Origin of the sequence: Streptomyces sp. NPDC089919 (genome assembly GCF_040684615.1) — a bacterium.
Lineage (GTDB): Bacteria > Actinomycetota > Actinomycetes > Streptomycetales > Streptomycetaceae > Streptomyces.
Genome location: NZ_JBFBGK010000047.1, coordinates 42,264 through 60,142 on the forward strand (window position 1 = coordinate 42,264; position 17,879 = coordinate 60,142).

The 17,879-nt window shown below is 71.4% G+C and carries 18 protein-coding genes; 14 read left to right on the forward strand and 4 right to left on the reverse strand.

The genetic code is table 11. The features are described from left to right. Positions 1–103: 103 nt before the first annotated feature. The 9 genes from atpB to AB0O40_RS20075 all read left to right on the forward strand — a co-directional run bounded on the left by atpB (position 104) and on the right by AB0O40_RS20075 (position 7,861). A complete protein-coding gene (atpB, locus tag AB0O40_RS20035) occupies positions 104–940 on the forward strand; it encodes a F0F1 ATP synthase subunit A (protein ID WP_365043124.1) in 837 nt (278 codons plus the stop codon). 76 nt (positions 941–1,016) lie between these two features. Then, positions 1,017–1,268 carry an ATP synthase subunit C gene (locus AB0O40_RS20040; protein ID WP_018535366.1) on the forward strand — a complete coding sequence of 84 codons (252 nt, stop codon included), beginning with the start codon at positions 1,017–1,019 and terminating at the stop codon, positions 1,266–1,268. Between the two features lie 38 nt (positions 1,269–1,306). Further along, positions 1,307–1,852, forward strand: a complete 546-nt coding sequence (locus AB0O40_RS20045) for a F0F1 ATP synthase subunit B (protein ID WP_365043077.1) — start codon at positions 1,307–1,309, stop codon at positions 1,850–1,852. After that, a complete protein-coding gene (locus AB0O40_RS20050) occupies positions 1,849–2,664 on the forward strand; it encodes a F0F1 ATP synthase subunit delta (protein WP_365043080.1) in 816 nt (271 codons plus the stop codon). The genes AB0O40_RS20045 and AB0O40_RS20050 overlap by 4 nt, the downstream gene beginning before the upstream one ends. A gap of 128 nt (positions 2,665–2,792) precedes the next feature. Further along, positions 2,793–4,388, forward strand: a complete 1,596-nt coding sequence (gene atpA, locus AB0O40_RS20055) for a F0F1 ATP synthase subunit alpha (RefSeq protein WP_365043083.1) — start codon at positions 2,793–2,795, stop codon at positions 4,386–4,388. A 20-nt stretch (positions 4,389–4,408) separates the two neighbouring features. Next, positions 4,409–5,326, forward strand: a complete 918-nt coding sequence (locus AB0O40_RS20060; protein ID WP_365043086.1) for a F0F1 ATP synthase subunit gamma — start codon at positions 4,409–4,411, stop codon at positions 5,324–5,326. Beyond that, entirely contained in the window at positions 5,326–6,768 is a 1,443-nt protein-coding gene (gene atpD, locus AB0O40_RS20065; RefSeq protein WP_365043089.1) for a F0F1 ATP synthase subunit beta, read from the forward strand. Before AB0O40_RS20060 ends, atpD begins: the two co-directional genes overlap by 1 nt. 126 nt (positions 6,769–6,894) lie before the next feature. Next, complete coding sequence (locus tag AB0O40_RS20070; RefSeq protein ID WP_365043092.1) at positions 6,895–7,269, forward strand: F0F1 ATP synthase subunit epsilon; 375 nt, start codon at positions 6,895–6,897, stop codon at positions 7,267–7,269. Positions 7,270–7,414: 145 nt separating this feature from the next. Then, on the forward strand, positions 7,415–7,861 hold the full coding sequence (locus tag AB0O40_RS20075; RefSeq protein ID WP_365043127.1) for a DUF2550 domain-containing protein: 447 nt from the start codon (positions 7,415–7,417) through the stop codon (positions 7,859–7,861). A gap of 118 nt (positions 7,862–7,979) precedes the next feature. Here the strand turns inward: AB0O40_RS20075 and AB0O40_RS20080 are convergent, their stop codons facing one another. The 3 genes from AB0O40_RS20080 to AB0O40_RS20090 all read right to left on the reverse strand — a co-directional run bounded on the left by AB0O40_RS20080 (position 7,980) and on the right by AB0O40_RS20090 (position 11,868). Beyond that, positions 7,980–9,836, reverse strand: a complete 1,857-nt coding sequence (locus AB0O40_RS20080) for a glycoside hydrolase family 18 chitinase (protein WP_365043095.1) — start codon at positions 9,834–9,836, stop codon at positions 7,980–7,982. A 170-nt stretch (positions 9,837–10,006) separates the two neighbouring features. Beyond that, entirely contained in the window at positions 10,007–10,657 is a 651-nt protein-coding gene (locus AB0O40_RS20085) for a response regulator transcription factor (protein WP_365043097.1), read from the reverse strand. Continuing rightward, entirely contained in the window at positions 10,654–11,868 is a 1,215-nt protein-coding gene (locus AB0O40_RS20090; protein WP_365043100.1) for a histidine kinase, read from the reverse strand. Before AB0O40_RS20090 ends, AB0O40_RS20085 begins: the two co-directional genes overlap by 4 nt. Positions 11,869–12,047: 179 nt before the next feature. Here AB0O40_RS20090 and AB0O40_RS20095 point away from each other — a divergent pair, with 179 nt between their 5' ends. After that, the gene (locus tag AB0O40_RS20095) at positions 12,048–12,599 is read left to right on the forward strand and encodes a hypothetical protein (protein ID WP_365043103.1); all 552 of its coding nucleotides are present in this window, start codon (positions 12,048–12,050) and stop codon (positions 12,597–12,599) included. Between the two features lie 19 nt (positions 12,600–12,618). Further along, on the forward strand, positions 12,619–12,780 hold the full coding sequence (locus tag AB0O40_RS20100) for a hypothetical protein (protein WP_365043105.1): 162 nt from the start codon (positions 12,619–12,621) through the stop codon (positions 12,778–12,780). Here the strand turns inward: AB0O40_RS20100 and AB0O40_RS20105 are convergent. Beyond that, the gene (locus AB0O40_RS20105) at positions 12,777–13,349 is read right to left on the reverse strand and encodes a cob(I)yrinic acid a,c-diamide adenosyltransferase (RefSeq protein ID WP_365043108.1); all 573 of its coding nucleotides are present in this window, start codon (positions 13,347–13,349) and stop codon (positions 12,777–12,779) included. The genes AB0O40_RS20100 and AB0O40_RS20105 overlap by 4 nt on opposite strands. Positions 13,350–13,502: 153 nt before the next feature. Here AB0O40_RS20105 and AB0O40_RS20110 point away from each other — a divergent pair, with 153 nt between their 5' ends. From AB0O40_RS20110 to AB0O40_RS20120, 3 genes are all read left to right on the forward strand, one after another. Then, on the forward strand, positions 13,503–14,351 hold the full coding sequence (locus tag AB0O40_RS20110; RefSeq protein ID WP_365043111.1) for a 3-hydroxyacyl-CoA dehydrogenase family protein: 849 nt from the start codon (positions 13,503–13,505) through the stop codon (positions 14,349–14,351). 177 nt (positions 14,352–14,528) lie between these two features. Further along, entirely contained in the window at positions 14,529–14,852 is a 324-nt protein-coding gene (locus AB0O40_RS20115) for an STAS domain-containing protein (protein ID WP_365043114.1), read from the forward strand. A gap of 474 nt (positions 14,853–15,326) precedes the next feature. Beyond that, entirely contained in the window at positions 15,327–17,756 is a 2,430-nt protein-coding gene (locus AB0O40_RS20120) for an ATP-binding protein (protein ID WP_365043117.1), read from the forward strand. Positions 17,757–17,879: the final 123 nt, after the last annotated feature.

Sequence of the window (17,879 nt, forward strand, 5' to 3'; positions counted from 1 at the left end):
TCAATGCCTGCCAGCCGCCCCCACATCCGTAAGACCAGTCCAGTGCCGAATCGCGGCCCCGCGCCGCGCCGACACAACGAGGTTGCCGTACCTATGCGCCACGCTGAAGGAGCCCGCGGTGAGTGCTGACCCGACGCAGGTGCTCGCCTTCGAGACCGATTGCCACATCTTCGACGGCTGTGGATTCCCGGCTCCTGGCTTGCACTCGTTCATGTTCGAGCCGATCTTCGGCGACGCGGACAGCAACGTCTACTTCAACAAGACGATGCTGCTCGCCCTGCTGGGGACCGTCGTCATCGTCGGATTCTTCTGGGCGGCTTTCCGCAAGCCGAAGCTCGTGCCCGGGAAGCTCCAGATGGTCGCCGAGTCGGGGTACGACTTCGTGCGCCGCGGCATCGTCTACGAGACGATGGGCAAGAAGGAGGGCGAGAAGTACGTGCCCTTCATGGTGGCGACGTTCTTCTTCGTCTGGGTCATGAACCTCTGGTCGATCATTCCGCTCGCCCAGTTCCCCGTGACCTCGATCATCGCCTACCCGGCCGCGCTGGCCCTGGTCGTCTACGTCATGTGGATGTCGGTCACGTTCAAGCGCCACGGCTTCGTCGGCGGTCTGAAGAACCTCACCGGCTACGACAAGTCGCTCGGCGGCATCCTCCCGCTGGTGATGCTCATCGAGTTCTTCTCGAACGTGCTGGTCCGCCCCTTCACGCACGCGGTCCGTCTCTTCGCGAACATGTTCGCCGGCCACACCCTGCTGCTGCTCTTCACGATCGCCAGCTGGTACCTGCTGAACGGCATCGGCATCGCCTACGCCGGTGTGTCGTTCGTGATGGTCATCGTGATGACCGCCTTCGAGCTCTTCATCCAGGCTGTCCAGGCCTACGTCTTCGTCCTCCTGGCCTGCAGCTTCCTCCAGGGCGCCGTCGCCGAGCACCACTGACCGGCTCCCACCCCCAAACCATCACTCGTCCGGTGGCCAACCCCCACCGGTCCATGAAAGAGAAGGAAGAACGGGCATGTCCGCTCTCGCGCAGACCCTCGCCGCTGGCGTCGAAATCAAGGGCAACCTCGGCTCGATCGGCTACGGCCTCGCCGCCATCGGCCCCGGCGTCGGCGTCGGCATCATCTTCGGTAACGGCACCCAGGCCCTCGCCCGTCAGCCCGAGGCCGCCGGTCTGATCCGCGCCAACCAGATCCTCGGCTTCGCCTTCTGTGAGGCGCTCGCCCTCATCGGTCTGGTCATGCCGTTCGTCTACCCGACCTCTTGATCCGGTAGCGAACAGACCCATTAACGGAAGGCACTGATGTGAACCAGCTGGTTCAGCTCGCGGCGGAAGAGGCCGAGAACCCTCTCATCCCGCCGATCCCCGAGCTCATCATCGGTCTGATCGCCTTCGTGATCGTCTTCGGCTTCCTGTGGAAGAAGCTGCTCCCGAACATCAACAAGGTTCTGGAGGAGCGCCGCGAGGCGATCGAGGGTGGCATCGAGAAGGCCGAGGCGGCCCAGACCGAGGCCCAGAGCGTGCTGGAGCAGTACAAGGCCCAGCTCGCCGAGGCCCGCCACGAGGCCGCGCGCCTGCGCCAGGAGGCGCTGGAGCAGGGCACTGCGCTCAAGGAAGAGCTGCGCGCAGAGGGCCAGCGGCAGAAGGAAGAGATCGTCGCCGCCGGTCACGCCCAGATCGAGGCCGACCGCAAGGCCGCGTCCTCGGCGCTGCGTCAGGACGTGGGCAAGCTCGCCACCGACCTGGCCGGCAAGCTCGTCGGCGAGTCCCTCGAGGACCACGCCCGGCAGAGCCGGACCATCGACCGCTTCCTCGACGAGCTCGAGGAGAAGGCCGAGGCCGCGCGATGAACGGAGCGAGCCGCGAGGCGCTGGCCGCCGCGCGCGAGCGTCTCGACGCCCTGACGGACAACACGTCCGTCGACGTCGCGAAGCTCGCCGGTGAGCTGGCCGCCGTCACCGCGCTGCTCGACCGCGAGGTGTCGCTGCGTCGGGTCCTGACCGACCCGGCGCAGGCCGGCGAGGCCAAGGCCGAGCTGGCCGGCCGCCTCCTCGGCGGCCAGGTGGGCGGCGAGGCCGCCGACCTGGTGACCGGCATGGTCCGGGCGCGCTGGTCGCAGTCCCGTGACCTGGTCGACGCGCTGGAGGAGCTGGCGGACACCGCCGACCTCACCGCCGCGCAGAAGGCCGGCTCCCTCGACGACGTCGAGGACGAGCTGTTCCGCTTCGGCCGGATCGTGGCCTCGAACACGGAGCTGCGTTCCGCGCTGACGGACCGTACCGCCACCGGTTCCGCCAAGGGCGGGCTGCTGCGCAGCCTGCTCGGCGGCAAGGCCGACGCCGCGACCGAGCGCCTGGTCACCCGACTGGTGACCGCCCCGCGGGGACGTAGCCTGGAAGCGGGACTCGAGTCCCTCTCCAAGCTCGCCGCCGAGCGCCGCAACCGCATGGTCGCCGTGGTGACCACCGCGGTACCGCTCAGCGACGTGCAGAAGCAGCGTCTCGGTGCGGTCCTGGCCAAGCTGTACGGCCGCCAGATGCACCTGAACCTCGACGTGGACCCGACGGTCCTCGGCGGGATCACGGTGCGGGTCGGTGACGAGCTCATCGACGGCAGCATCTCGGAGCGCCTTTCCGAGGCGTCCCGCCGCATGGCCGGCTGACCAAGCCACAACGTAAGAAGCATTTCCAGCGGCCCGGTTGGGCCGTGCAGAACTTGCAGAAGATTCCTGGGGGTCGCCCCCAGACCCCTAAGAAGCTTCAGGCCCAACAAGGAGAGCAGGGAACCCAGATGGCGGAGCTCACGATCCGGCCGGAGGAGATCCGGGACGCACTGGAGAACTTTGTCCAGTCGTACAAGCCGGACGCGGCCTCGCGCGAGGAGGTCGGTACGGTCAGCCTTGCCGGCGACGGCATCGCTAAGGTCGAGGGCCTTCCCTCGGTCATGGCCAACGAGCTGCTGAAGTTCGAGGACGGCACCCTCGGTCTCGCCCTCAACCTCGAGGAGCGCGAGATCGGTGCGATCGTCCTCGGCGAGTTCAGCGGCATCGAGGAGGGCCAGCCGGTGCAGCGCACCGGTGAGGTGCTCTCCGTCGCCGTCGGCGAGGGCTACCTCGGCCGCGTTGTCGACCCGCTCGGCAACCCGATCGACGGTCTCGGCGAGATCGCGACCGAGGGCCGCCGCGCCCTCGAGCTGCAGGCCCCCGGCGTCATGGTCCGCAAGTCGGTCCACGAGCCCATGGCCACCGGCTACAAGGCCGTCGACGCCATGGTGCCGATCGGCCGTGGCCAGCGTCAGCTGATCATTGGTGACCGTCAGACCGGCAAGACCGCTCTGGCCGTCGACACGATCATCAACCAGCGCGACAACTGGCGCTCGGGCGACGTGAACAAGCAGGTCCGCTGCATCTACGTCGCCATCGGCCAGAAGGGCTCGACCATCGCGTCCGTTCGCGGCGCCCTGGAAGAGGCCGGCGCGCTCGAGTACACGACGATCGTCGCCGCCCCGGCGTCCGACCCGGCCGGCTTCAAGTACCTGGCGCCGTACACCGGTTCCGCCATCGGCCAGCACTGGATGTACGCCGGCAAGCACGTCCTGATCATCTTCGACGACCTGTCGAAGCAGGCCGACGCCTACCGCGCCGTGTCGCTGCTGCTGCGCCGCCCGCCGGGCCGTGAGGCCTACCCGGGCGACGTCTTCTACCTGCACTCGCGTCTGCTGGAGCGCTGCGCCAAGCTCTCCGACGACATGGGCGCCGGTTCGATGACCGGTCTGCCGATCGTCGAGACCAAGGCCAACGACGTCTCGGCGTTCATCCCGACCAACGTCATCTCCATCACCGACGGCCAGTGCTTCCTGGAGTCCGACCTGTTCAACGCCGGTCAGCGCCCGGCCCTGAACGTCGGTATCTCGGTCTCCCGCGTCGGTGGCTCGGCCCAGCACAAGGCCATGAAGCAGGTCTCCGGCCGTCTCCGCGTCGACCTGGCCCAGTACCGCGAGCTGGAGGCGTTCGCCGCCTTCGGTTCCGACCTGGACGCCGCGTCGAAGTCCGCCCTCGAGCGTGGCAAGCGCATGGTCGAGCTGCTCAAGCAGGGCCAGTACCAGCCCATGCCCACCGAGGAGCAGGTCGTCTCCGTCTGGGCCGGCACCACCGGCAAGATGGACGACGTCCCGGTCAACGACATCCGCCGCTTCGAGAGCGAGCTGCTGGAGTACCTGCGCCGTGAGCGCAAGGAGCTCCTGACCTCGATCCGCGAGGGCGGCAAGATGTCGGACGACACCCTGGGCTCGATCGCCGACTCGATCGCCACGTTCAAGCAGCAGTTCGAGACCTCGGACGGCAAGCTCCTGGGCGAGGACGCGCCGGCCGTCAACGTCTCCAAGTGACGACGGAAGGGACCTGACTCATGGGAGCCCAGCTCCGGGTCTACAAGCGTCGCATCCGATCCGTCACCGCGACCAAGAAGATCACCAAGGCGATGGAGATGATCGCCGCCTCGCGCATCGTCAAGGCGCAGCGCCAGGTGGCGGCCTCCACGCCGTACGCGACCGAGCTCACCCGTGCGGTGACCGCGGTGGCCACCGGCTCCAACACCAAGCACCCGCTCACCACCGAGGCGGATGCCCCGGCCCGCGCCGCGGTCCTGCTCGTCACGAGCGACCGCGGTCTGGCCGGCGGCTACTCCTCCAACGCCATCAAGGCCGCGGAGCGCCTCACCGAGCGGCTGCGTGGCGAGGGCAAGGAGGTCGACACCTACATCGTCGGCCGCAAGGGCCTGTCGTACTACGGCTTCCGTGAGCGCACTGTCGCGGACAGCTGGACGGGATTCACCGACAGCCCGACCTACGCCGACGCCAAGCGGGTGGCGGCGCCCCTGATCGAGGCGGTCTCCACGGAGACCGCCGAGGGTGGCGTCGACGAGCTGCACATCGTCTTCACGGAATTCGTGTCGATGATGACGCAGAACCCGGTTGAGGACCGGATGCTGCCGCTCAGCCTCGACAAGGCCGCGGAGGAGACGGGGACGAAGGGCGAGATCCTTCCCCTCTTCGACTTCGAGCCGTCGGCGGAGGACGTCCTCGACGCCCTGCTGCCGCGCTACGTCGAAAGCCGCATCTACAACGCCCTGCTGCAGGCCGCTGCCTCCGAGCACGCTGCCCGCCGCCGCGCGATGAAGTCGGCCACCGACAACGCCGGAGAGCTCATCAAGAGCCTCTCCCGGCTTGCCAACGCGGCCCGCCAGGCCGAAATCACCCAGGAAATCAGCGAGATCGTCGGTGGCGCCAGCGCCCTGGCCGACGCGACCGCGGGGAGTGACAAGTAATGACGACCTCTGTTGAGACGGCCGCCGCCACGGGCCGCGTCGCCCGGGTCATCGGCCCGGTCGTCGACGTGGAGTTCCCCGTCGACGCGATGCCCGAGATCTACAACGCGCTGACCGTCCAGGTCGCCGACCCGGCCGAGGACGGCGCGCTCAAGACGCTGACCCTCGAGGTCGCGCAGCACCTGGGTGACGGTCTGGTCCGCACCATCTCCATGCAGCCCACCGACGGTCTGGTCCGCCAGGCCGCGGTGACCGACACGGGCTCGGGCATCACCGTCCCGGTCGGCGACTTCACCAAGGGCAAGGTCTTCAACACCCTGGGTGAGGTGCTCAACTACCCGGAGGCCAACTCCGAGGTGACCGAGCGCTGGGCGATCCACCGCAAGGCCCCGAACTTCGACGAGCTCGAGTCCAAGACCGAGATGTTCGAGACGGGCGTCAAGGTCATCGACCTCCTCACCCCGTACGTCAAGGGTGGAAAGATCGGTCTGTTCGGTGGTGCCGGTGTCGGCAAGACCGTTCTGATCCAGGAGATGATCTACCGCGTCGCCAACAACCACGACGGTGTGTCGGTGTTCGCGGGCGTCGGTGAGCGTACCCGTGAGGGCAACGACCTCATCGAGGAGATGACCGACTCGGGCGTCATCGACAAGACCGCCCTTGTCTTCGGTCAGATGGACGAGCCCCCGGGCACCCGTCTGCGCGTGGCCCTGGCCGGTCTGACCATGGCGGAGTACTTCCGCGATGTGCAGAAGCAGGACGTGCTCTTCTTCATCGACAACATCTTCCGTTACACCCAGGCCGGTTCGGAGGTGTCGACCCTGCTGGGCCGCATGCCGTCCGCCGTGGGTTACCAGCCGAACCTGGCTGACGAGATGGGTCTGCTGCAGGAGCGCATCACCTCGACCCGTGGTCACTCGATCACCTCGATGCAGGCGATCTACGTCCCCGCGGACGACCTGACCGACCCGGCGCCGGCCACCACCTTCGCCCACCTCGACGCGACGACGGTTCTCTCCCGTCCGATCTCCGAGAAGGGCATCTACCCGGCCGTGGACCCGCTGGACTCGACGTCCCGCATCCTCGACCCGCGGTACATCGCGAAGGACCACTACGACGCCGCCATGCGCGTCAAGGGGATCCTGCAGAAGTACAAGGACCTCCAGGACATCATCGCGATCCTCGGTATCGACGAGCTCGGCGAGGAGGACAAGCTCGTCGTCCACCGTGCCCGTCGCGTGGAGCGCTTCCTGTCGCAGAACACGCACGTCGCCAAGCAGTTCACCGGCGTCGACGGTTCGGACGTCCCGCTCGACGAGTCGATCACCGCGTTCAACCAGATCTGCGACGGTGAGTACGACCACTTCCCCGAGCAGGCGTTCTTCATGTGCGGTGGCCTCGAGGACCTGAAGGCCAACGCCAAGGAGCTGGGCGTCTCCTGAAGCCGCGCTCTCTGAGCACTGCTTAACGGCGGAGAGGGGCGGGTGCGTCCCGTCCCTCTCCGTACGCCCATTAGAATTTGACCCAACACCCGGCCGAACCGCCGGGTGGAGACCCGAGGAGCCACCTTGGCTGCTGAGCTGCACGTCGAGCTGGTCGCCGCGGACCGCAGTGTCTGGTCCGGCGAGGCCACTCTCGTTGTCGCGCGCACCACGTCCGGCGACATCGGCGTCATGCCCGGTCACCAGCCGCTGCTCGGTGTGCTGGAGTCGGGCCCGGTGACCATCCGTACCAGCGAGGGTGGAACCGTCGTCGCCGCGGTGCACGGCGGATTCATCTCCTTCGCGGACAACAAGCTCTCCCTGCTCGCCGAGATCGCCGAGCTTGCGGACGAGATCGATGTCCAGCGGGCGGAGCGGGCGCTGGAGCGCGCCAAGTCGGCGGCCGACGCGGCCGCCGAGCGGCGCGCCGACGTCCGACTGCGCGCGGTCACGGGACACTGAAGTCCCGGCGCCACATAGCTTGAAACCTCAGCCGCGGGCCGAGCTGGAATTTTCCAGCACGGGTCGCGGCTGAGGCGATGCAGGTGCGTTTGAGTTTTTCCCAGTCCGTTCACAGCGTCACGTGGATACGAGGAGGTCGGTGAAGATGCTCCTCGCGCTGCTCGTGAGCGGCCTGGTCGTCGCCCTGGTGGTGATCGGCCTCTTCGTCTTCGGGCTCCGGCGGCGGCTGATCCAGCGGTCCGGCGGCACCTTCGACTGCAGCCTGCGCTGGGACGTGCCCGAGCAGGGCGACGCCTCCGGCAAGGGCTGGGTCTACGGGGTGGCCCGCTACAGCGGGGACCAGGTCGACTGGTTCCGGGTGTTCTCGTACTCGCCCCGGCCGCGCCGGATGCTGGAGCGCGGGGCCATCGAGGTACTGGCCCGCCGCGCCCCGGAGGGCGAGGAGGAGCTGGCCCTGCTCTCCGACGCCGTGGTCCTGGGCGCCGTGCACCGCGGGACCCGGCTGGAGCTCGCCATGAGCGAGGACGCCCTCACCGGCTTCCTCGCCTGGCTCGAAGCCGCGCCGCCGGGGCAGAGGGTCAACGTGGCCTGACCCCCTTACCTGCGAAGTGGGGGTCCCCCCGGACGGAGTCCGGGGGAGTGGCCTGACATGGAGAAGCCGGGAAGAGGGGGGCGGACCCCGCTTCCCGGCTTCCGTCTGTGCGCCCCGGTTACTTCAGGCCGCTGTCGATCGCGCTGATCAGCTCGCCGTTGGCGGTGTCACCGCTGAACTCCCAGAAGAACGCGCCGCGCAGGCCCTGGTTCTTCACGTAGCTCATCTTCCCGGTGATGGTGGCGGGGGTGTCGTAGCTCCACCAGTCGCTGCCGCACTTCGCGTAGGCGGTGCCGGCGACCGTGCCGGTGGCCGGGCACTTGCCCTTGAGGACCTTGTAGTCCTCGATGCCCTGCTCGTACGCACCGGCCGCGGGGCCGGTGGCGGTGCCGCCGGGGGCGTCCTGGGTGACCCCGGTCCAGCCGCGGCCGTAGAAGCCGATGCCGAGGTTGATCTTGCTGTTGGGGATGCCCTTGCCCTTGTACTTCTGGATCGCGGCGTCCGTGTTGAAGCCCTGGATCGGGATGCCGGTGTAGGAGTACAGCGGGGAGTGCGGGGCGGTCGGGCCCTTGGCGTCCCACGCGCCGAAGAAGTCGTACGTCATCACGTTGTACCAGTCGACGTACTGCGCGGCGCCGGCGTAGTCCGCGGCGTCCATCTTGCCGCCGCTGGAGCCGTCGGCCGTGACGGCCGCGGTGACCAGGTTGTTGGCGCCGAACTTGGCGCGCAGCGCGGCGAGCAGGTTCTTCAGCGAGGCCTGGCCGCTGGTGTCGCAGGACAGGCCGCAGGCGTTCGGGTACTCCCAGTCGATGTCGATGCCGTCGAAGACGTCGGCCCAGCGCGGGTCCTCGACCAGGCCGTAGCAGGAGTCGGCGAAGGCGGCCGGGTTGGCGGCGGCCTGACCGAAGCCGCCGGACCAGGTCCAGCCGCCGAAGGACCACAGGATCTTGATGTTCGGGTAGGCCTTCTTCAGCTTGCGGAGCTGGTTGAAGTTGCCGCGCAGCGGCTGGTCCCAGTTGTCGGCCACGCCGTCGACGCTCTCACCGGCGGTGAAGGCCTTGTCGTAGTCGGCGTACGAGTCGCCGATCGTGCAGCGGCCGCCGGTGACGTTGCCGAAGGCGTAGTTGATGTGGGTCAGCTTGGCCGCGGAGCCGGAGGTGACGATGTTCTTCACCTGGTAGTTGCGCTGGTAGATGCCCCAGTCGGTGAAGTACCCCAGGCGGATCTTGCCGCCCGGGTCCGGGGGCTGGGTGCCGCCGCCGGGCGTGGTGACCGACAGCTCGCCGGAGGAGGGGCCGGTCTGGTCGGCGGTGTCACGGGCGGTGACGCTGTAGGTGTACGTGGTGCCCTTGGTCAGGCCGCTGTCCGGGTAGCTGGTGCCGGTGACCGTGCCGAGCTTGGCGCCGTTGCGGTAGACGTCGTAGTTCTTGACGCCCTTGTCGTCGGTGGCGGCGGCCCAGTTCAGGGTGAGGGAGGTCTCCTGGACGTTCGCGGCAGTGGGGGTGCCGGGGGCCGAGGGCGGGTTGTCGCCCGGCGGCTGGGTGGTGCCGTCGCAGGAGCCGCCGTTGACCGTACAGCCGCTGGGGGCGCCGGGGCCGGCGCCGTTGAAGCCGAAGCTGATGCTGGCGCCCGGGGCCAGGGTGCCGTTCCAGCCGACGTTCTTGCCGGTCCAGTGGTTGCCGGAGCTGGTGACGGTGGCGTCCCAGGCGGAGGTCACGCGGGTGCCGGCCGGGTAGTCCCACTCGACGGTCCAGGAGCTGATGGACGTGGTGCCGGTGTTCTTCACCGTCCACTTGCCCTCGAAGCCGCTGCCCCAGTCGGAGACCTTGGTGTAGGTGGCGGTCGCCGAGGTGGCGGCCTGCGCGGGGGCGGCCAGGCCGACCAGCCCGGCGAGGGGGAGGGCCAGGGCGGCGACGGCCGCCGCCGCGGTCCTCAGGCTGAACCTTCTGCGCGTGCGGGGGGGTGCTGTGCTCAAGGGTGCTCCTCCGTAGGTCCGTCGGGGCCGCGGGGTACGGCATCGACTTGGGGGTGGGACCTGCGCCGCCCGTGAGCACGCTTCGTCATGGCACGCTCACCACAGTGCCGCGAGCGTAGAAAGGTCTGGACCAACCGTCAAGAGGTCCAGACCTTGTCTCCAGAAGCCCTCTAGATCCCCAACTCCTGTGCCAGTACGGCCGCTTGGACCCGGCTGCGCAGCCCCAGCTTGGCCAGCAGCCGGCTGACGTGCGTCTTCGCGGTGGCCTCCGCCATGTCCAGCCGGCCGGCGATCTCGGCGTTCGACAGGCCCTCGGCCAGGCAGCCCAGCACCTCCCGCTCGCGCCGGGTCAGCTCCGCCAGCCCGGCGGGCTCCGGGGCCGCGGGGCGGGGTGCCGTCGAGCCCGCAGCGAACTCCGCGATCAGCCGGCGGGTCACGGCCGGGGAGATCAGGCCCTCCCCGCGGGCCACCGTGCGGACCGCCGCGATCAGCTCGGCCGCCTCGGCGTCCTTCAGCAGGAAGCCCGCCGCTCCGGCCCGCAGGGCCCCGAAGACGTACGCGTCCAGGTCGAAGGTGGTCAGCACCAGGACGTCGGCCAGCCCCTCGGAGACCACCTGCCGGGTGGCCGAGACCCCGTCCAGCCGGGGCATCTGCACGTCCATCAGGACCAGGTCCGGGCGCAGCTCGCGGGCCAGCCGGACGGCCTCCTCGCCGTCGGCCGCCTCCCCGACCACCTCGATGTCGCCCGCACTGCGCAGGATCAGGACCAGGCCGGACCGCACCGCGGACTGGTCCTCGGCCACCAGGACCCGGATCGTCATGACGTCATCCTCTCCTCCGCGGGCAGCACCGCCCGTACCCGCCAGCGCGCGGCCGGGGCCCCGCTCCCGGCCGGTCCCGGCTCCGGCGCCGGTCCCGCCTCGAACTCCCCGGCCAGCAGCGCCACCCGCTCGCGCATGCCGACCAGGCCCGCGCCCGAGCCCGGGGCGCGCGGGGCGGAGCGCTGCCCACCGTACGGACTGTCGACCTCGACGGTGAGCCGGCCGGCCGCCAGCGCCAGCCGGACCGTCACCCGGCCCGGGGAGGCGTGCTTGACCGCGTTGGTCAGCGACTCCTGCACGATCCGGTAGGCGGCCAGCTCCACCGGCGCCGGCAGCGGGGCCCCGCCGGCGGGCCTGCCGTCCGCCAGGGTGAACTCCAGGCCGCCTGCCGCGCCGTTCACCCGGGCCTGCGCCAGCAGCGTGGCCAGCCCCTCCAGGGTCGGCGCCGCGACCGGCTCGCCGTCCCCGCCGGCGGTCCGCAGCAGCCCGATCAGCCGCCGCATCTCCGTCAGGCCCTGGACGCTGTTCTCCCGGATCACCCCGAGCGCCTGGCGGCTGGTCTCCGGGGAGTCGATGGAGAGCGCCGCCGTCGAGTGGATGGCGATCGCGGACAGGTGGTTGGCCACCATGTCGTGCAGTTCCCGGGCCATCCGGGCGCGCTCGGCGGTGACCGCCTGGGTGCGGTCGTACTCGGCCAGCAGCGCGGTCTGCTCGGCCCGCAGCCGGGCCGCCCCGGCGGCTTCCCGGTGGTTGCGCACGGCCGCTCCGGTGACCGCCGGGAGGAAGCAGACGATGGCCGTGAGCACGCCCACCATCAGCGCCTGGGCGTCCCGCCACCAGACCAGCGCGGTCACCGTCACCGCGAGGGTGATCGCCGCGGTCGTGAACGGCAGCCGCCGGGCCGTGCCCGCGCCGCCGTAGACCACGGCCGCGTACATCAGGTCCGTGAACATCACGATGGTGGCCAGGCTGCCGACCGTGAACTGGTCCCCGACGATCGCCAGCGTCCCGACCACCAGGGCGGTCCGCGGTGCGGTGCGGCGCAGCAGCTCCAGGGCGGCCGTGACCAGCAGCGGTACCAGCACCAGCCACTCGGGCAGCAGCCGCCGGCCGGCGTTGACGTGCAGGCCCAGGGCGTACAGCAGCAGCCCGGCCGCCAGGCTGACCACCGCGATCAGGACGTCGTGCCGGTGCGGGCGGGAGAGTCTCACCCCGCCATCCAACAGGGTCCCGCCCCCGGTCGGCGTCCCCACCCGGGCTGCCCCGACGGAGATCGACTACATCGAAAGGTGCAGTGCGGCTTCGCCCCGCCGGACGACGAACCCCTCGCCGCGCGCTGCGAGATTGGAGGAAGCCGGGGGAACGGGGCCGGAACGCGGAAGGAGCCCTCATGATCGTCACGCTGATCGTCGCCTGCGAGGTGGCGTTCTGGCTGCTGCTGGCCGGCGGGCTGGCCCTGCGCTACCTCGCCCGGATGCCCCGCACCGGGGCGGCCGTGCTGCTCTGCGAACCGCTGCTGGAGGTGGTCCTCCTGGTGGCCACCGTCATCGACCTGCGGGGCGGCGCCGAGCCCGACTGGAAGCACGGCCTGGCGGCCGTCTACATCGGCTTCTCGGTGGGCCTGGGCCGGCACACGATCCGCTGGGCCGACGCGCACGTCGCCCACCGCTTCGCCGGCGGGCCCAAGCCGCCCCGGCCGCCGGCCGGCGGCTCGGCGCGCACCGCCCACGAGTGGCGCACCGCGGGCCGCTGGACCCTGTCCGCGGCCGTCGCCATCGCCCTCCTCCAGGCCGCGCTCTGGTACGTCGGCCCCGGCCCGGCCGGGGACCCGCTGCGGGCCTGGCAGCTGCGGATGCTCTGGGTGATCGGCATCAACCTGGTGATCGCCCTCTCGTACACCCTCTTCCCCAAACGCGCCGAAACCGCCCGCAGCCGCCGCTGAGGAGCCTTACCCTCGCGTCATGGACACCGAGTACGACGCCCTGGAGGAGGCTGCGGACGCGGCCCTCGCGCGCCGGGCCCTGCGGACGCTCGCCGATGAGGGGGACGGGCCGCGCGCCACGCTCGCCGAGGTACTGGCAGACATCCGGGGGGCCGCCGTGGCGACCACGCCTCCGGCCTAGCGGTCGCCGCCCGGGACCCACAGGACGTCGCCGAGGTCCTTGTTGGCGGTGCGGGCCAGGATGAAGAGGAGGTCCGAGAGGCGGTTGAGGTAGGTGGCGGTCAGCGGGTTCATCGTCTCGCCGTGCACCTCCAGCGCCGCCCACGTCGAGCGCTCGGCCCGCCGGACCACCGTGCAGGCCTGGTGCAGCAGCGCCGCGCCCGCGGTGCCGCCCGGCAGGATGAAGCTGCGCAGCTTCTCCAGCCGCTCGTTGAAGAGGTCGCAGTCCGCCTCCAGCTTGTCGACGTAGAACTGCTCCACCCGCAGCGGCGGGTACTCCGGGTCCGGCACGACCGGGGTGGCCAGGTCGGCGCCCACGTCGAAGAGGTCGTTCTGCACGCGGACCAGGACCGCGGCGACCTCCTCGGACAGCGAGCCGAGCGCGAGGGCCGTGCCGATCACCGCGTTGGCCTCGTTGGTGTCGGCGTAGGCCGAGATCCGCAGGTCGGTCTTGGCGGTACGGCTCATGTCGCCGAGGGCGGTGGTGCCCTTGTCGCCGGTGCGGGTGTAGATGCGCGTCAGATTCACCATGCAACCAGCCTAGTTAGGCGTTCCGGTGTGACGTCCGTCATTTGAGACGTGACGCGTATTACTTCCGGGTCACACGGCCCCTCACGGACGCTAATCTCCGGCCGAGAGCAGTTGTGCAACACGGGCCCGCATCAAGAGAACAAGGGGTGTGCAGTGGCTGGGAAGCTCGCCGTCATCGGAGCCGGACTCATGGGTTCGGGCATCGCCCAGGTGTCCGCGCAGGCCGGCTGGGACGTCGTCCTGCGCGACGTCACCGACGCGGCCCTGACCCGCGGCACCGACGGGATCAAGGCGTCGTACGACAAGTTCGTCGCCAAGGGCAAGCTGTCCGCGGAGGACGCGGAGGCCGCCCTGGCCCGCATCACCACCACCACCGACCTGGGCGCGGTCGCCGACGTGGACATCGTCGTCGAGGCCGTCTTCGAGAAGCTCGAGGTCAAGCACGAGATCTTCCGGAGCCTGGACGACATCGTCCGCGAGGACACCGTCCTGGCCTCCAACACCTCGGCCATCCCGATCACCAAGATCGCCGCGGCGACCAAGCGCCCCGAGCGCGTGGTCGGCGCCCACTTCTTCTCGCCGGTCCCGATGATGCAGCTCTGCGAGCTGGTCCGCGGCTACAAGACGAGCGACGAGACGCTGGCCACCACCCGCGCCTTCGCCGAGTCCGTCGGCAAGACCTGCATCGTCGTCAACCGCGACGTGGCCGGCTTCGTGACGACCCGTCTGATCTCCGCGCTGGTCGTCGAGGCCGCCAAGCTGTACGAGTCGGGCGTGGCCTCCGCCGAGGACATCGACATCGCCTGCAAGCTGGGCTTCGGGCACGCGATGGGACCGCTGGCGACCACCGACCTGACGGGCGTCGACATCCTGCTGCACGCCACCAGCAACATCTACACCGAGTGCCAGGACGAGAAGTTCGCCCCGCCGGAGCTCATGCGCCGCATGGTCGACGCGGGCGACATCGGCCGCAAGAGCGGGCAGGGGTTCTACTCCTACTGAGCCGAGCGCACGACCGGCGGCCTGGCCCGCCGGTCCGTCCGGACCGCCGTCCTCACCCCTGGGGGTGAATTCGGTATCGGTTCGCTCACGGTCGGCAACTTCGCCCCACCTCGCACAGTCAGTTGGGGTGAGAGTTGCCGACCATACGCACGCACGCAGTACTGCCGGGGAGCACACATGCACATCAGGGGCGACCACACCGCACTCAAAGTCGGCGGCCGTCTCGACGTGCGCAGCGCGGCGGACGCCCGCACGGCCCTGCACTCCGCCCTCGACGACGGGGTGGGGGACCTCGTCCTCGACCTCACCGCGCTCGACTCCTGGGACGCCACCGGACTCGGCGTGATCATGGGAGCCCACCGCCGCGCCGGGCGCTCCGGCCGCCGCCTGGTCCTGCGCGGGGTGCCGCCCCAGATGCAGCGGCTGCTGGTCGCCACCCGGCTGCACCGGATCCTCGCCATCGAGGGCGGCCTGGCGGCGGAGTCCCTGCCCCGGGCCTGAGACCCGCGGCGGCCCCGGGCGAACGGGCCGCGACCACCCGATGGCCCCGTGGTGACGCACAGGTACCCCCGGCCGGGACGTGTTGAGTCCGTACCGTGATGAATCGGTGGGGATGGGACCCCGCCTGTTCCTGGATACTGACCCAACGTCTAGGGTTCGGCCGTCGGCCCTTGTCGAACATCGGGGCGGCGCCGGACCAGAAGCTACAGCGGAGTGTGCGAAGGCCGGGAGGGACGACGGCGCACGACGCGAACGGGGGGCTTGGTCATGGACCGGATACATGGGGGACCTGGGGCTGACGGCGATACCGCCGACGCACGCCCAGCGGGTCCCGGGGCGGGCACGGACCCGTCCGCGAACACGCCGCGCGGCCCGGGGGGCGCCGCCGCGGCTTCACACGACGATCCCGGAGCCGCACGGCAGTCCCTGGTCAAGGGCACTGCGCCGAGCGGCCCGGCCCGCGTCACCCGCCTCGTGGCCGGTGACTTCGTCCTGACGGTCAATCCCGTCGACGGCAGTGAGATAGAGAACCGCGGTCCCGCGGCCGAGCCGCCCGCGCGCACCCGCCGCGCCACCGGCTCCCGCACCGCGATACGCACGGCGGCCCGGCCGCCCGCACCCTCGGGGCCGCCGGCCCCCATGCTGCCCCTCCTCGAGCGCGAGGAGGAGCGCGAGCGCCTGGTCCGGCTGCTCAGCCGGGGCCGCTCGGTCCGGCTGACCGGCCCCGCCGGCTCCGGCCGCACCTCGCTCCTGGACGCCGTCGCCGACGACTGCGCCGACCTCGCCCCCGACGGCGTGATCCGGCTCAGCGGCCTGCGCCAGGGCGCCACCGACCTGCTGTACGCGCTGCACGCCGCCGTCTACGACGCGCCGGGGTACCGGCCCGACAAGGCCGAACTCCTCGACCGGGTCCGGGAGATCGGGGCGGTGGTCTTCCTCGACGACGTGGAGTTCGGCGGCTCCGCCCTCGACGAGCTGCTGCTGGCCACGCCCGAGTGCGCCTTCCTGGTCACCGCCACCCCCGACACCCCCGCCCCGGACGAGGCCTCCCACCTGGAGGAGGTCTTCCTCGGCGGGCTGGGCCGCACCGCCTGCGCGGTGCTGCTGGCCGCGGCGGTCGGCCGCAAGCTGACCGAGGAGGAGACCTCCTGGGCCGGCGACCTCTGGTTCGCCTCCGAGGGGCTGCCGCTGCGCTTCGTCCAGGCCGGCGCGCTGCTGCGGCAGCGCGACGAACTGAGCGGCCCGGCCGCCCCCGCCGAGGACGGCCCGGACGCCGACGACGAGCCCGGGGTCTTCACCGAGCGCCCGCGTCCGCCCGCGCTGCCCGCGCTCGCCGAGAGCGCCGCCCCCGCCGAACTGCTGGCCGGCCGGCTGAGCGACAACGCCCGCGAGGCGCTGCGCTTCGCGGTCGCGCTCGGCGGCGAACTGCCGCACCAGGCCCACCTGCCGGCGCTGATCGGCGACACGCACGCCGACACCGCCGTCGGCGAGCTCCTGGGCTGCGGGCTGATCGGCGCCGCGGGCGCCCGCTACCGGCTCGCCACCGGCGTCCAGCGGCAGCTGACCGAGGCCGGGTACGCCGACCAGGCCCCCGGTTACGCCCTCACCGCCGCCCAGCACTACGCCTGGTGGACGGGGCACTCCTCGGTGGCCCCCGAGCGGGCCGCGGCCGAGGCCGACGCCGTGCTGGCGGCCCTCGCCGGAGTGCTCGCCGCGGTACCGGAGGAGGGCCGGGCCAGCGCGGCCGTGCTGCTCGCCCGCACCGCCGCCCCGGCCTTCGCCGGCGGGCTCCAGTGGGGCGCCTGGGAGCGGGTCCTGCGGGCCGGCCAGGAGGCCGCCCGGATCGCGGGCGAGGTCGCCGAGGAGGCGTACTTCCACCACGAGCTGGGCATCCTGGCCCTCTGCAACGGCCTCTTCGACCGGGCCCGGGCCGAGCTGGAGGCCTCCATCGGGCTGCGCGGCGCGCTGGCCGACAAGCGCGGCATGGTCGCCGGGCGCCGGGCCCTGGCCCTGGTGAGCGACCGGACCGGCGGCCCGCTGTCGCCGCCGCTGGTCCTCGCCGCCCCGGCCGGGTCCTCCGTACCGGCGTCCGAGGCGCGCACGGAACTGCTGCCGCCGCTGTCGGACGAGCCGGAGCCGGTGGCCAAGGTCGCCTTCCCGCGGCTGGCCCTGCCCAAGGACGTCACGGCCACCCCGCCGGCGCCGGTACCGCCGCTGGTGGCCGCCGGACCGCCGGCCGGACCGCCGGCCGGACCCGGCTCCGGCCCGGCCCCGGGACCCGCGCCGGTGCCCGCCGGCGGGCGGGTGCCGTCCTCGCCGACGGTGGTGACCCGGGTGCCGGGGGCCGCCCGGGACGCGAAGCGGGCGGTGCTGACCGGCACCCGGCGCAACGTCCTGGCCGCCGCGGCCGGCGCGGTGCTGGTCGCCGTGCTCGGTACGGTCCTCACGCTCGGCATGACCTCGAACGCCCAGGAGGACCCGTCCAAGCGGGCCCGCGACAGCCATTCGGTGACCGAGGACGACGGCAGTTCCTCGGACGTGGGCGACGACGCCGATCCGGGGGCCTCGCCGGACGACGAGCCCGGCCGTACGGACGGCCCGACCCGTGAGTCCGGCCGGACGGGGGAGCCCACGCCGGGCCCGACGCGGACGGCCCGGGAGACGGGGGAGCCGTCGGGCGACCCCTCGCCGAGCGGGCGGCCCTCGTCGCACCCGCCGACGTCCACCGCCCCGACCGGTCCGACGGGGTCGCCGGATCCGACCGGCCCGACGGGCGAGCCGACCGAGCCGACCGAGCCGACGGACGAGCCGACCGAGCCCACCGACCCGCCGAAGCCGACGGACACGGCGCCGACCGGCGGCGGCAACGCCACCGGCGGCACGCAGACGCAGGCGACGGAGTAACCGGGGTCCGCTCCCGCCCGTACGACGGAACGCCGCCCGCGCCGGAGAGATCCGGCGCGGGCGGCGGTCGGGGGGTCGGCGCGCCCGGGAGAACAGGCGGGGGTTGTGGTCCTCGATGCCGCG